We start from the raw sequence: 13,010 nt of genomic DNA, 5'->3' as shown, positions 1-13,010 counted from the left end.
CAGGGCAGGAAAAGGGGCCCGGAGGCCCCTAAAGTGCTGAAACATATAGGCTTTTTAGCTTAATCACCGGCTTTTCCTTCGCGAGCCAGTAGTTGCCCCATCGATCCGATGCCGTGACCGCGCTCATGATCGCGGAGATGACCACCGGATTGATGCGGATGCGGATTCGCCGCTCAAGAACCAGCTCTTCGAATTGTCGGACGCTCATCGGCATCCACAGACCTTCCGGCTCCCGCTCAGTCGCCTCGGCCGCTTCGATCATCGCCTCGGTGGGCTTACCCTTCTTGGTGCCGCCCTGCGGATGCTCCACGAACTCAATCGACAAGCCGAGTTCGTCGCACTCCGGTTCAAGCCCACGCTTGAAAGCGTACCGGTCATATGCCGCAGCGACGAGCTCGTAGTTGTGTGTGTCCTCGGCGAGCGCCTGCGCGACATGCCGGTAACTGATGCTGGCGCCCTGTGGCGCCGAGAGATGTCCTTGCCGGACCCAGACGTCATAAGGCGCCTTGTCCCGAAGGCTCCGCGCCGCCACCGTGTCCCCCGGCGTCCAGGCCTCGACCCAAGCGTCGAACATTGGCTTGCCGGCGTGCGGACCTTCCTCGACCACGCCGGTCTGGCAGACGCTGGCCTTCGCGGTGATGTCCTTGTTCTGCGAGAGGTCGATGCCGTCGAAGATGCGCTTGCCGTAATGCTCGGTCGGATCGAATTCGGCGAGGCAAGGTTCGAGAACATCCCTCGTCATCCATGCGGTTTCAGCATCGGTCCAGACGCAGAAATGCAGTCGAAGAATGCCGTTCAGCGCGCCTGGCATCTGCTTGGCCTGCTTCACGACATCGGCGAGATAATCCTCCGTGATCGTGACGCCGAGCAGCGGGTTTGCTTTCGGCCAGCACGACGGGTCATTGAGCGGATCGTCACCGGGGTCGAGTGAGCAGACGAACGCGAACGTGTTGTCGTCGAGGGGCTCACCCAGATAGGTCGGGTCATCGTCCTTCGCGTCAGGGTTGCCAGCCGCAACCCTGATCGCATGCTCGTGCTGCTCGTAGCAGAAGCTGTTGCGGTCGCTGCCGCTGTTGGTGATCATCGCCAGCAAGGGCTGGCGTCGGAACTTGAAGCCGCGCTCCAACATCTCGACGATGGTGCGATCGGGCATCTCGTGAACTTCGTCGCAGAGCGCGAAGTGCGGGCGAGGGCCCGAGCCGGTACGGCCTGCCTCGCGACTGATCGGCCGGAAGAACGAGGCCTTGGCGAGATAGGAGAGGTTGTGCTCCTTGCCTTCGCCGCCGCTTGCCGACAGCCGCGCTTTCAACGTTGGCGACGACTTAAACATCTTGATGGCGTCACGGAACAGCACGCCAGCCTGGTCTTTTTTTGACGCCGCCGCGTAGACTTCGGATCCGGCTTCGCCGTCAGCGCAGAGACCGTAGAGCCCGAGACCCGCGACCCAAGGGCTTTTGCCGTTGCCTTTGCCTTCCTCGATGTAAGCGCGGCGGAATCGGCGGGTGCCGTCCTTGCGTTTCCAGCCGAAAATCGAACCCGTCTTGAACGCTTGGCTGGCGTGCAGTTTGAAGGGCAGGCCTTCGAACTGGCCGTCGTTCAACCGTAGGCGGTCCTCGTAGAACCTGATGCCGCGCGCCGCTGCTTCGCGATCGTAGTGCAGTCCGCGTTCGTGTCCGCGCTCCAGATCGTCGAGATGGCGGCGGCAAGCGTTGCGGATATGCGGCCCGGCGACGATCTCGCCAGCAACAACGGCCTTGGCATATGCGGTTGCGCGGTCAGTCTCGCCCGAAGAACTCGTCTTCTTCCTCGCCGCCATCCTGGTCTCCGCGATTGCGCTCGTCGGTCAGGCCAAGCTCACTCATGTAGGCACGCATCTGTCCGTGCTTCGACGCGGGGAAGCCCGCTGGGTTGAAGCGGAATTCTTTCCAGAGTTCGCAGAAGGCGATGGCAGCGGCTTCGCGCGACGCGTCCAGCCAGCCGGCCGGATCGATGTAGCGCTTCCATGCCGTAGCAGCTTCGCCCTTGAGGTAGCTGGGGCGGGTGAGCTTTCCGAACTTGTCGGCGGTAGCCTCGATGATCTCTTTCGCCTTGGCTGCGTCGCCGTGGCGGGTCGCTCTATGGGTGCCGTCGACAATACGCAGGTGCGCCGCCTTCGGCTTCGCTCCTGGCTTGGCCATATTGAAGCACTCCGGACATTTAATGTGGTTTTGCGCGAATTTCAGGCCGACACCGGTCAGGAGGCCTTACGCCCCCCATTTTCCGACATCCCCCCGCCGTCAGCCGCCAAAACCTTCGGTTTTCGGGCTGATTTCTGCCTCAATTTCGATGTCGCAGCCGATGATCAGAGCCGCGAGCTTCATGACCTGAGCGCCTGCCCAGAGACGGGCACGTGCCACTGCGATACCAGAGACGCGGACGTTGATGGTCACGCTACGGATCGTGTCGGCCATGTTGATCACTGCTTCGGCCATCCGTCGTCTCCTATCGCCACTCGGCGCCGCGGTGCCTTGGTACCTCGCGCTCGCGCTGCTTCGTCAGCCGTCTTGGCATCGGAGCAGGGCTGGCACAGTCCTTGGTAGTTCTCGCGATCGTCGGTGCCGCCTTCAGCCTTGGGCTTGATATGGTCAGCGATGACCGAGGGCGTGTAGATCGGTGGCACCCGCTTCATGCAGGAACGGCAGAGCGGTTCTTCTCGGAGGACGAGAGCGCGCATCTTTTGATGGCGCCAGCCGTATCCTCGTTCCGTCGTCGTGCGCTTGGTGTCGCGGTGAAATGCGGGAGGCTTTCCCATCGCTTCACGCAGTGCTGAAATGAGGCAGGCTTTCGCAGTCCCGGCTCAGTGCACCCTGCACTTTGCTCGGTCGCTCTCGGTTCCGGGGCAGGTGGCTAAAGCCATCGCAGTGCAATCCGTAACCGCATCGGCCTCTCGGCTCCCGCAATGCATACCGTATGGGCTCACGATCAGTCAAGCCGCACGCTGCGCTGGCTGGAGGAAGCGGGGATCGATCTGCACTGCGATCGGCAGGCCGGGGAACAGCACCAGGGTGTAGCGGCCCTTGATGCCGTCCACCTTGCCGGTCAGGCCTTCGAAGCCAGCATCGGGATAGCGGACCTCATCGCCGACGGTGAATGACGTCGGCTTCACGGCTGGCTTGCGTCGACGCTCGATGCTGCGCAGCGGGTTGAGGCTCGCATCGGAGATGCGCGGGTATTTGCCCATGGACCGAAACACGGTGAACTGGGGAAAGCCGCGCTGCACCATGCGGCACTCATCTCTGTCCCAGACCATGTGGGTGAGCGAGGCGGACCTTGCGAGTGCGATGAGCTCGGTCAGGCTCGCGTAGGACACGAACACGAATGAGGGAGTGATCGGGAGGCGGCGCTCGATCCTCTTCCGAGAGCGTGCCGCGCGTCGGATGGTTATCTCGATCGGTGTCCAGGCCGCATAGCCAGCACTCTCCAGTGCATCGGTCAGTCGAAGGGTCAGTGACGGCGAGGTTCGCAGGATGCACCATTCAACTGCACCCGGGTTATCAGGCAGGGTCATCATTGGTCTCGCATTTCACGGGGTGAGGGATCGTGGAAATAGTTCGACTGATCGGGTCAACCAGGTAGATCGGCAGGGGATCGGGCAGCGAAGGCATCTTGCCTTTGCCGCAATGCTTTTCGCACCGCTTAATCACCGTCGATGCGCCGCCAAGGATGGTCCTGCTAACGAATTCCTCGCCGCATACCGCGCAAAGCGAGCGCCAGTTTAGTTGGACACCCTGCCTTCCATCTGGCCAGGCGAACGGGGAATGGTACAAAAAGACCATTGGCCTGCCTTCAAAAAGGACCGCAGACCCTTCTTGCGGGACATGGTGAAGCTCGAGCCTCCCGCGCCTGATTGCCGTATTTCGCTTCACCGTCTTTTTTGTTCGCTTCATCGCCTCGTCCTTGCCTCGACACCCCATTACGGGCTTGACGGCTTTAGACCCCCTGTAGGCCTTTCAGGCCGTAAGGGGGTCTAACCCATGCCCTTCCGCCGAAACCGTGCGAAGTGGCCAACATGAAAATCCGCAGAAATCCGCCATTCACCGAACCTAGGCCGAAGCCTTCGTCCGGCGATGATCGAGCGCAGGAATGAACTGTCGCAGCTTTTGGTGCGACAGCCGTGCGACACTTCTGCGAAACCCGCAGAAAACCGCCATTCTTGCCCGTTGCTGCGACAGTTGCGACAGCGGCGACAGTCATGCTGCTGAACTCCGATTGCAGACCGCCGCCCACACCAGAACAGCGCCGGCGCGGCTGAACGGAACCGAGCAGCCAGGCGCTTGTCGGTAGAACGTATTGGGATTGCCCAGCCGGTTAATGATGGTGATCTTGTCCGGAGCGATCTGCCCGACCTCCCGGCCGTCGAGCATCAACACGAGGCCTGTCAGGTCCCACCTGTGAGCGCTCATGTCAGGTGGTGAGCCGAACAGGTCCAGCATTGACCAGCCGGCCGCCAGCGCGTCGTCAAGCCACCGCTCCCCGAATAGGCGCATATCACGCAAGAGGGTGTACCAACGCGCCTCCGTGTAACCCCGGGGACGCCGTGTCTGCTCCATCCGCTCGATGTGCGTGAACAGATCGGCCGGTCCCTGTGCGGGAGGCTGGGTAGGCGGCGCGGCATGTTGCCCGGTCGGAGTCGGCATGACGTCGGAAAAGCGCTGGAATGTCACTTGTCCGCCTCCGGATAGATGACGGTGTAAGCGGACCGTTCGGCAAAGGTCTTTCCGCGCGCGGTGACTTCTGCTCCCCCTTCGATCTTGCGAAGGTGCCCTTGGTCCATCAGCAACTCGATGGCTCGCTGCAGGACCTTGGCAGGCCGGATCGGGTTCGGGCAGTTGCGGCTGAGCCAACGGTGTCCCGCGATCGCCAAGCGCTCCTTCCGAATGAATTCGATGAGCGCTGCGGCGTTCTCTGAATCCTCGTCGACACTGCCGGCATTGAAGAGGCGAAGAGCTTCCGAAAGATAGAACTCGCCCAAGGCGATGCCGACGGACATGCTCGCGGGACTGATTCCGCTCGCCACTACCTTTTCGCCGTTCTCGAAGTACGAGATCACCGCGGCCAGCCGGAGCGCGTGCTGCGCCATCTTTGATGCAAGGTCACTGACTTCGGCCAGTGGCTGGTCAGGTCCTTGCTGGCGCTCGAGCATGTCGCTGAATGCGATCCACATCTCTCTCGCTTCCGGCTGCAGCGCGACGTTGCTGAATTCGAGCTCGCGGGTCTCCGGATGCATGCGGGTGAAGGCTTGCCGCAGCAGGCCACTCAGTCTCTTGTGATACGCCTCGATAGCGTCCCACGTCTCCGGTGGTGGTTCCTTCCACAGGCGGGAGCCCTTCAAGCTCTTGGGATAGGTGACAAGCATGCGGCTCAGCATGCCTTGGTCCCGGAGCGCCTTGTTGCCGAACAGCTTGGATGCAACGCCTGGTTGCACCATGAGGTGAACCGAGGCTCGCCGACCATCGAGAATCTTGGTGACGTCGGTCCCGCGCACACGCTTGATCGGCTTGCCGTCCCAGAGCTGGGAGAGGGCGGCGCCGCTCGACGCCTGTCGCTCCTCCTGCATGCTGTACCCGCCGAGCATCTTCGCGCCTTCGTCGGAAAAGAGGCCGATCGACGGATAGGCTTCGTCGAGCAACTTGGTCATGCCTTCAATGGTCGGATCTTCGACAAGCAGCATGGGCAGAGCCGGGGGGAGCGGCGGCGTTCCGCATGCTTCCATGTTGCGCTTCACCTGCAGGCGGTCTTTGCCGCCGTCCCGCTTGGCCTTCGACATCGCGGCCTCGTATGCAGCCTTGTCGATGGTGTACTGCTGCTGCTCGGGCTCGAACCGCTTTCGCAGTTCGCGCTCATGTTCGTAGACCGGCCCGAGCGCCAGCTTGTCAGCTGTCGTCTTGCGGTCGCCCGACGCCGCGATCGTGAACAGGAAGAGTGATGAAGGGACGGTTTCCCGCGTCGGCACTTCGACGTTGATGCGGGTTTGCGCAACGAGGGCACAGGCCCCGATCACTGACTGCGCCGCGAGCGATAAGGGCACCTGCACGATGTCGGTGATCGCCTGAACCGCAGCAGATAGGCGCGCTGGGAGCTTGTCGATAGGGAAGGCTTCCGCGTCGGGAAGGATCGGCTTTATGTCGATCGGCTGGCCAATGGCCATATCCGGGCCAGGCCCGAACCGTTGTGGATCGTCGAGACTCACAGGGTCACCCCCCGGAGCTCATCGTTCCAGTCCTTGAACCGGGCATCGGGATATACGTCCGTCGGGATCAGGCCACGCGCCAGCGCCGCGTCTCGCGCCTGCTCAACTGCGACCCTGCCGGCCGGATTATTGTCGCCGACAAAGCACACCGACTTCACTTTAGGCGGGTATTCTATGCGAGAGAGCAGGGCGGTACCGCACGATACCCAGATTGACTGGCCTACCAGCTTCTGCGCTAGCGTGAGTCCATCCTCTGGGCCCTCACAGTTGACGAGATGGGGCGCTACCGGACCCAGCCGCAAGGCGGAGCCGACGAGAATACCGAACGACAGCTTCGCCTTCGCTTTGCTGCCGTCGGGATTGACGCGTTCGTACTTCTTGTTGCCGCCGTCCTGCAGGAACACGCACTGGACGCCGACGATTGCGCCGCCCACATCCTGCAGCGCGCATGCCATCGCCGGATGCTCTCGTCCGCACTCGCCGGTCTCGAAGTTGAACCATCGCGGCGAGGTGACGAACCGGACAGTCGGGGGAAGGGGTATCGTGATGCCTCTCGACCTCGCGTAGACCTCGGCAGGCGTTCCCTCGGGCTTGACCGACTGTCCCCAAATCCACCGGGCGAGGTGGATTCGGTCGGCGCGGTCCCGCGCATCGGCTTCCCTGCGCTTGGCCTGCTCCTCCTCGGAGATGATTGGGAACTCGTCGCCCATCAGCAGCTGCACGGCCTGCATGAATGTCATGCCCTCGCGGGCGACAAGGAACTGGATTGCATCGCCACCAGCGCCGCAGCCGTGGCAGTGATAGGTTCCCTTGGTGTCGTTGACTTCGAAGCTTGGCGTCTTTTCGCTGTGGAAAGGGCAGAGGCCGACGAGTTCGCGCGCGCCGCGCTTCTTCAGCGTAGTGTGTCGACCAATGATTTCGGAAATCGAATGGCGCTCCCGCGCCCTGTCGCAGAGGTCACGAAACTCTGCATCGCTCAGCCGTCCCGGTCGGCTGGTACCCGTTGCGCCCCGGTGCATTGGGTTACTCGCCGATGGAGCTGAGGAAGTCGTCCGGCATGACCTTGCCTTGCGTGGCCGACATAATTTTGGCCATCATCGTGCCCGAGGGTACGCGTCCATGTTTCGTGTATCGTTGAACCGTTCGGGCGTTGCGGGCACCGATCTGGCGGGCGAACTCCGACAGGCTAAGACCCGTCTCCGTGAGATAGTCGGCTAGCTTCATGCCGCGAGGTTCTAGCCTATTGGCTAATTTTGTCCAGTCCCAGACCGAGCTTGTGCGCAAAAACACTATATCCCCGCCGTAGCCAATCGGCTAATATGCCGCAGGGCAGTTGGCTAGGATTTACAACATGATACCGTCGAACCGCATCTTCGAGATCCGCAAGGGCAAGGGTCTCACCCAGGAGCAGCTCGCCGAAAAAGTCGGAGCTATCCTCGGCAAGGCAACCCATTTCACGACGATCGCGAAGCTGGAGCGGTCGCAGCGCAAGCTATCGAGCGACATGCTGCGCGCGCTATCCGAGGCGCTCGAGGTTCCGCCAGAGCAGATCGCAACCGTCATACCGGCTACGGTAGCTGTGCGAATGGTGCCAATCATCGGGAAAATCGCGGCTGGTAACTGGCGTGAGGCCGTCCGCGACCCCGACGGTTACATCCCCGCGCCGGTGCGAAGTGCGTCGGCTTTCGCGCTGAAGCCGGACGGTGATTCCATGAATCTGGTTGTCGGTGACGAAGCCATCATCATTGTCGACCCCGAGGACCTCGACCTGATGGAGGGGCGCCTCTATGCCATCATGAACGGCACTGGCGAGACCACTTTCAAGCGGTACCGAACAAACCCGCCGCGACTCGAACCGGTCTCCTCGAATCCTATGCACCAGCCGATCCCGATCGGTCGAGAGCCCTTCACGGTTCTCGGACGCGTGATCTGGCAAGGATCGTCGCTTTAGCCAATGGGCTAATTTTGGACTTGAACAAGTTTAGCCTGTTGGCTAGGTAAGGGCATCGGAGACGATCGCCCTCGGGCCGCTGACCCTCCGATGCAGGTGGGATGGCGCCCTTTGCGTTTGTGCGAATGAGACGCCTCCCTCCTGCTTCACCGCAGGAGATCAACCATGACGGCATTGAACATGCCGCAAGCGGCCTCGCTTGCGGAGACGCCCCCGCTTACCCAGCGCGACCATCAGTATCGGGCAGAGGCCATTTCGGGCCGCATCTGCGACATCCGCAACCTCTTGGTCGCGATGGATCACGTCCAGCAGGACCGGATCACCGGCTTTGCCGAAAGCGCCAGCCTGTCCGAAGTCGTCGATGCCTGCGACCAGATCGGCTCTATGCACGTCATTGCGGTCGAAGTCCTCGAAACCACGGCACGCCTGGCTGACGAACTGGCTGCGTCACTGGCGCCCAGTTCGACCCAGTCCGGCTGGGACAACGCCATGGCGGAATGGCAGTCGGCAAAGGCCACTGCCGCCCTGTTTCACCAGTCGCATTGCGCCAAGGGCGAACCGCTTGACCGCGAGATCGTACTCGAAGCCGACCGCCTCGATCAGGATGCCGCGCTGCGCCAGGGCGAACTCATGGACACGCCCGCGCCGGACTTGGCCGCGCTGCGCTTCAAGCTCGACCACTTGCTCGAAGATGACAACGGCACGCTAAACCCGTGGACCGATAGCTACGTCGAGCAAACCCGCCGCGATATCGCGCGCCTGCTCGGGGGGGCCTGAGCCATGCGCTTCCACAGCACCATCGCCTTCATCAATACTCTGAAGGCCCAGAATGCCGCACATGCGGAGTTCGAAGCGGCTTTCGACCGCGATGCCGAGAGCGAGGAGACACAGGGCAAACTGACCGCCCACATGGCGGCGGTTTTGGAATGCCTGCAGCACCCGGCAGTCACTCCCACCGAGCTGGGGCTGAAGCTCATGCTCTACCGCGACAACAACGTGTCCGAGTGGTCGGATGGGCCGACTGCCCGAGATGCCTTCGAGGCAATCATCAACGATACGGTTCTGCTGCAGGCCCACTATCCGGGGCCTGACATGTTCCGCGCGCTAGCGGATTGGCGCAAGGCCGAAGAGGCTTTTCAGCACACCGCAGACCACGAGAGCGATCTCGGTGAAACCGCGCGGGCCAGCCGCTCGGCAGCGTTCCGCGCGGTGATGGCAACCCCTTGCACGACGGCCGGGGATTTCATCGCCAAGGCCTACGTCAACCTGCATGGGCTCGTGGGTCATACCTGGTTCGGCGAGGGGCAGGAGCAGGGCTGGGGCAACATCTGGGACGCGAACATCGCGCTCGAGGATGACGAGCGCGATGATACCTGCGCGTTCAACCGGGCAGCTTACTTCGACATCGACCACTCGGACATCGGCGCCAACTTGCTTGCCTACGGCCAGCCGCGGTTCTCGGCCGAGCTATGGATGGAGCGCGCCGACGCGATCGGACTGCAGGTCCGCATCGTTCAGTTCAATGGCAAGCGCACCCTTTGGCAGTCGATGGATACGCCCGCAGAGCATGACTCCCCGGCTGGGCGCGAGGCTGACCGGCTTCGCAGGATCCTCGCCTTCGACACCAAGGTGCGCACCGCCGAGATCATGGAGGAGATCGAGCGCGACTGGCCGCAGCTTATCACTGGACCTGTAATGGCGGGGGAGGCTTGAGCCATGGCCGCAAGGATCAACCCAGAAGAAGCCCGCGCGCTCTACGAGCAAGGCCTCAACGATACCGAAATTGCCAAGCGCTTCGGCGTCACGCAGGGCGGCGTGACACGCTGGCGCTGGAGGCAGGGCCTGCAACCGAACCAGCCGCACCCCGGCTCTCAGCGCCTGACCGAAGCCCAGCGGCGGCAGGTTCGCAAGCTGCTGCGCGGCGGGGCGACAGGGGAGCAAGTCGCGCGCGAGGTAGGCGTCGCCAAGAGCACTGTCATGAGGCTGCGCAAGCAGATCGCCGGAGACGATCGGCTGCGGGCGCATGGCCACACTTTGACCGGCAAGCGTGATGCGCTTCGAAAATCAGGAGCGGCATTGCTGAGAGAAGTCTCGGACGCAGCGCGCCATGTCTCGGACCCGGTCCTGAGAGATGACGTGATCGGCGACATGGTGCTTGCCATGTTCGAGGGTCGTCTTGAGCGCGAGCGCATCCCCGCCGAGGCTCGGAGCTACAGCGGCAGAGCCCTTAACCAGTGGCAATCGAGATGGGCCCCGGCATCGATTGATGAGGACATGACCGGAGAAGGTTTCCGGCTGGTTGACCTGATCGTATGCCCGAACGCAGCCGCTTGGCTGGAAAGCGTCGGCGCATGAGCAACAGCAACGTCACGGGCATCCGCGTCGACGAGGCCGTCGAGGCCGCGCCCGCCCTCCTCGCGGAAGGCTGGTTGCACGCCTGGCGGGAAATCGGTGGCGCGGTCACCGTCGGTCCTGCGGGTCAGATCGTGCCTTGGATGCACTTCACCAGCCGAGCGGCGCTGGAGACTTCGAACCGGCTGGTCGAGCAGCTGCTCGACACTCCCGGCCTGCCCCTCGCGCTCCGCAACCTCATTGAAAAGGTGGCGTCATGAACATGATGACCTCGCTGGATGCCTTCGTGCCCTGCGGTGGCAGGACACCGGCCCTCATCTTCCGCATGCAGATTGAGAATCTAATCGACTGCCTTATTGATGTCCTCGACGCCATCGACGAGGCCGACGGCTTCGAACTGAACGGCGACGAGTTCGACGGCAGCTTGGCCGAAGACGATTTTTGCGGTCACAACACTGGCGCGATTGCGGGGCCGGGTTGTCCCGTCGCAGATCCCGACTGCGCCGTCGACGACGAAGGCTGCGACGACCGTAACGATGACCGCGAGGAGGAAAGCTTCCTCGTGCCGGTCTACGGTTCGGATCAGAGCCAGCCGCTACCCTTCGACCCCTATGCCGATCGCAGGATCATGCGGCCGCATACTGAGCGCGTCCGCGCCAGTCTGCGTGCCCGCCAGTACAGGAGGGCCGCATGATCTATACGCTTATCCGTGTCGCGGTAGGCTTGTCTTGGACAACCTACCTCGTTGTTTTCGCGTATGCGGTGTACCGAGGTAGGGCAAAACGAGGTGCGGAACCGATCGGCACGGTTTGCGCCCTAATCAACATTGCAGCCATTGGCCTTTTCATGTGGCGAGGGCTGTTCAGTGTCTGAAGCCCTCAATTTCACCACGAAGGCGCTGGCCGACCTTGCCGAGCTCGAGCATCAGTCGGCCCTCGGTTCAGCCGACCGGGAAGGCGTCGCTTTCATCGCGGATTTGCTGAGCAAGGCTGAGGTCTTTGTACTGCCCGATGCGGGTATGCTCCTGACCCGCGACAAGCCGAGGCCGCAGGTGCCAGGCGTCATGTTCCATCCGCCTTTCCCTGTCGTCGCGCTGGAATACCGGGCAGTCGATACAGGGCGCCGCGACAACTTCTACGAGGCGACGACCTCGTCGCGCAGGATTGCTTTGGCCTGGCTGTTCGACGGGAAGTTCCCCGGGGGCAAGACTTACCCGGATGCACCGGAACCCGGCTCGGGCGTGGTCATCGCCTCGATCTGCTACTTCGACGAAATCAGACGTTGGGTGCCCGTTGCCGGCGCGACGGTGGTTCCGTTCGATGCGATCTACGCCAAGGCCGAGCCGAGCGCATATCGGGAGGCGATGCTCAAGACTGGGCGGATCAACCGGGCGCAGTTCAACGCAGAAGCGCTACAGATGGAAGGCGTCGTCGCCTTGATGCCGGAATGGCTCGGTCGCACGGTTCGTCAGCACGGCTGGCAGACGACCATGGAGATGATGTCCGCAGATCTCATGGACGAGGTCAACGCTTACCTCGACATGTGCATTGCGCTGGCCTGTACGAACGTCAGCATGGTTCGTTGCACGCAGCCGGAGAAGCTGAACCGTTCGCGAGTGAAGGCAGGAAAGGTGCCCCTGAAGGACTTCCATATCCTGAACCTCGCTGGCGATGCCGCGCTCGGCTCGGCTGCAGGCGCCGGAGGTGCCAGCCGCAGGGCGCATTTGCGCCGGGGGCACGTCCGGCGTCTTGGACCAGAGCGAGTGACATGGGTTAACTCGTGTATCGTCACCGGTACAACATCCGGCTTCGTCGACAAGAAATATTCAGTAAAAGGAGGCCGAAATGTCGGCTGAAAATAAGCGCGTGGACCGCCTGCTCCGACTTCCCCAAGTGATCGAGATCGCAGGAATTGGTAAGACGATGATCTATCGTCTGATTCGGGAGCAGAAATTTCCCCAACCCTATAAACCTGGGGGCTATGCGAGCAGGTGGAGTGAGACCGAAGTAGCAGCTTGGCGAGAGGCGCAGCGCGCCGACCGCAGTGACCATTGAGCGGCAGGCCTATGCATCCCTGTCGTGGCTTATACGAACAGGGAGACCCTTATGAAAGTTGTGCTTTGTATTGCGACCGCCGCCCTGCTTTCAGGGTGTGCTTGGTCGGCCGAGGGCCTGGGCCGCTCCAAGGTCGAAGATACTTACACAAGCAAGAAGCCTGCGTCTGAGGTTGCGGGCTGCGTAAGTTCCCGTTTGATGGGTAGCAACCCCGCGTTTCAACAGGGCGAGGGGCATTGGGTGGTCGTGCGCAACAATGCGTACGGCGTTCCCATTGTTCGCTTCGACATAATTCAGCAGCCGGAAGGCGGATCGAGGATCGAGTTTCGTCGCAGCGTCGCGATCATGAGTGGCGAGGAAAAGGCTGCGACTTGCTATTAGCGCCACGAATGACGTCTCGAATGAGTGAACAGTGTCCGGGCAG

General features: G+C 62.2%; 19 protein-coding genes. 9 read left to right on the top strand and 10 right to left on the bottom strand.

The genetic code is table 11. The features are described 5' to 3' along the window. Window positions 1-28: 28 nt before the first annotated feature. From ACZ1JY_RS07755 to ACZ1JY_RS07710, 10 genes are all read right to left on the bottom strand, one after another. Complete coding sequence (locus ACZ1JY_RS07755) at window positions 29-1,600, bottom strand: terminase large subunit (protein ID WP_465128891.1); 1,572 nt, start codon at window positions 1,598-1,600, stop codon at window positions 29-31. 175 nt (window positions 1,601-1,775) lie between these two features. Next, window positions 1,776-2,177, bottom strand: a complete 402-nt coding sequence (locus ACZ1JY_RS07750; protein WP_465128890.1) for a hypothetical protein — start codon at window positions 2,175-2,177, stop codon at window positions 1,776-1,778. Window positions 2,178-2,276: 99 nt separating this feature from the next. Then, the gene (locus ACZ1JY_RS07745) at window positions 2,277-2,471 is read right to left on the bottom strand and encodes a hypothetical protein (protein ID WP_465128889.1); all 195 of its coding nucleotides are present in this window, start codon (window positions 2,469-2,471) and stop codon (window positions 2,277-2,279) included. Then, entirely contained in the window at window positions 2,456-2,668 is a 213-nt protein-coding gene (locus ACZ1JY_RS07740; protein WP_465128888.1) for an HNH endonuclease, read from the bottom strand. The genes ACZ1JY_RS07745 and ACZ1JY_RS07740 overlap by 16 nt, the downstream gene beginning before the upstream one ends. A 297-nt stretch (window positions 2,669-2,965) precedes the next feature. Next, window positions 2,966-3,547 (bottom strand): hypothetical protein, encoded by a 582-nt coding sequence (locus ACZ1JY_RS07735; RefSeq protein ID WP_465128887.1) that lies wholly within the window; start codon window positions 3,545-3,547, stop codon window positions 2,966-2,968. After that, window positions 3,534-3,926 carry a hypothetical protein gene (locus ACZ1JY_RS07730; RefSeq protein WP_465128886.1) on the bottom strand — a complete coding sequence of 131 codons (393 nt, stop codon included), beginning with the start codon at window positions 3,924-3,926 and terminating at the stop codon, window positions 3,534-3,536. The genes ACZ1JY_RS07735 and ACZ1JY_RS07730 overlap by 14 nt, the downstream gene beginning before the upstream one ends. Window positions 3,927-4,229: 303 nt before the next feature. Further along, window positions 4,230-4,703: a hypothetical protein gene (locus ACZ1JY_RS07725; RefSeq protein ID WP_465128885.1), complete on the bottom strand. Its 474-nt coding sequence runs from the start codon at window positions 4,701-4,703 to the stop codon at window positions 4,230-4,232. Then, window positions 4,700-6,187, bottom strand: coding sequence for a YfjI family protein (locus ACZ1JY_RS07720; protein ID WP_465128884.1), 1,488 nt, complete (start codon window positions 6,185-6,187; stop codon window positions 4,700-4,702). Before ACZ1JY_RS07720 ends, ACZ1JY_RS07725 begins: the two co-directional genes overlap by 4 nt. Before the next feature lie 38 nt (window positions 6,188-6,225). Next, a complete protein-coding gene (locus ACZ1JY_RS07715) occupies window positions 6,226-7,248 on the bottom strand; it encodes a CHC2 zinc finger domain-containing protein (RefSeq protein ID WP_465128883.1) in 1,023 nt (340 codons plus the stop codon). Between the two features lie 4 nt (window positions 7,249-7,252). Further along, entirely contained in the window at window positions 7,253-7,453 is a 201-nt protein-coding gene (locus tag ACZ1JY_RS07710) for a helix-turn-helix domain-containing protein (protein ID WP_465128882.1), read from the bottom strand. 127 nt (window positions 7,454-7,580) lie between these two features. Between ACZ1JY_RS07710 and ACZ1JY_RS07705 the strand changes: the two genes are divergently transcribed. From ACZ1JY_RS07705 to ACZ1JY_RS07665, 9 genes are all read left to right on the top strand, one after another. After that, window positions 7,581-8,180, top strand: coding sequence for a LexA family protein (locus tag ACZ1JY_RS07705; RefSeq protein WP_465128881.1), 600 nt, complete (start codon window positions 7,581-7,583; stop codon window positions 8,178-8,180). 165 nt (window positions 8,181-8,345) lie between these two features. Continuing rightward, window positions 8,346-8,957 carry a hypothetical protein gene (locus ACZ1JY_RS07700; protein WP_465128880.1) on the top strand — a complete coding sequence of 204 codons (612 nt, stop codon included), beginning with the start codon at window positions 8,346-8,348 and terminating at the stop codon, window positions 8,955-8,957. A 3-nt stretch (window positions 8,958-8,960) separates the two neighbouring features. Next, on the top strand, window positions 8,961-9,893 hold the full coding sequence (locus ACZ1JY_RS07695; RefSeq protein WP_465128879.1) for a hypothetical protein: 933 nt from the start codon (window positions 8,961-8,963) through the stop codon (window positions 9,891-9,893). Window positions 9,894-9,896: 3 nt separating this feature from the next. Next, entirely contained in the window at window positions 9,897-10,535 is a 639-nt protein-coding gene (locus ACZ1JY_RS07690; RefSeq protein ID WP_465128878.1) for a hypothetical protein, read from the top strand. Beyond that, complete coding sequence (locus ACZ1JY_RS07685; RefSeq protein ID WP_465128877.1) at window positions 10,532-10,792, top strand: hypothetical protein; 261 nt, start codon at window positions 10,532-10,534, stop codon at window positions 10,790-10,792. The genes ACZ1JY_RS07690 and ACZ1JY_RS07685 overlap by 4 nt, the downstream gene beginning before the upstream one ends. Then, the gene (locus tag ACZ1JY_RS07680) at window positions 10,789-11,226 is read left to right on the top strand and encodes a hypothetical protein (protein ID WP_465128876.1); all 438 of its coding nucleotides are present in this window, start codon (window positions 10,789-10,791) and stop codon (window positions 11,224-11,226) included. Before ACZ1JY_RS07685 ends, ACZ1JY_RS07680 begins: the two co-directional genes overlap by 4 nt. 171 nt (window positions 11,227-11,397) lie before the next feature. Then, window positions 11,398-12,387, top strand: a complete 990-nt coding sequence (locus ACZ1JY_RS07675; RefSeq protein ID WP_465128875.1) for a hypothetical protein — start codon at window positions 11,398-11,400, stop codon at window positions 12,385-12,387. Beyond that, a complete protein-coding gene (locus ACZ1JY_RS07670) occupies window positions 12,377-12,586 on the top strand; it encodes a helix-turn-helix transcriptional regulator (RefSeq protein ID WP_465128874.1) in 210 nt (69 codons plus the stop codon). Before ACZ1JY_RS07675 ends, ACZ1JY_RS07670 begins: the two co-directional genes overlap by 11 nt. A 51-nt stretch (window positions 12,587-12,637) precedes the next feature. After that, window positions 12,638-12,967 (top strand): hypothetical protein, encoded by a 330-nt coding sequence (locus tag ACZ1JY_RS07665; RefSeq protein ID WP_465128873.1) that lies wholly within the window; start codon window positions 12,638-12,640, stop codon window positions 12,965-12,967. Window positions 12,968-13,010: the final 43 nt, after the last annotated feature.

This window comes from Novosphingobium sp. BL-A-41-Hi4B-X5A (assembly GCF_055521705.1).
Note: the sequence above shows the minus strand (reverse complement) of the source record. Positions and strands in the feature narration are given on the sequence as shown.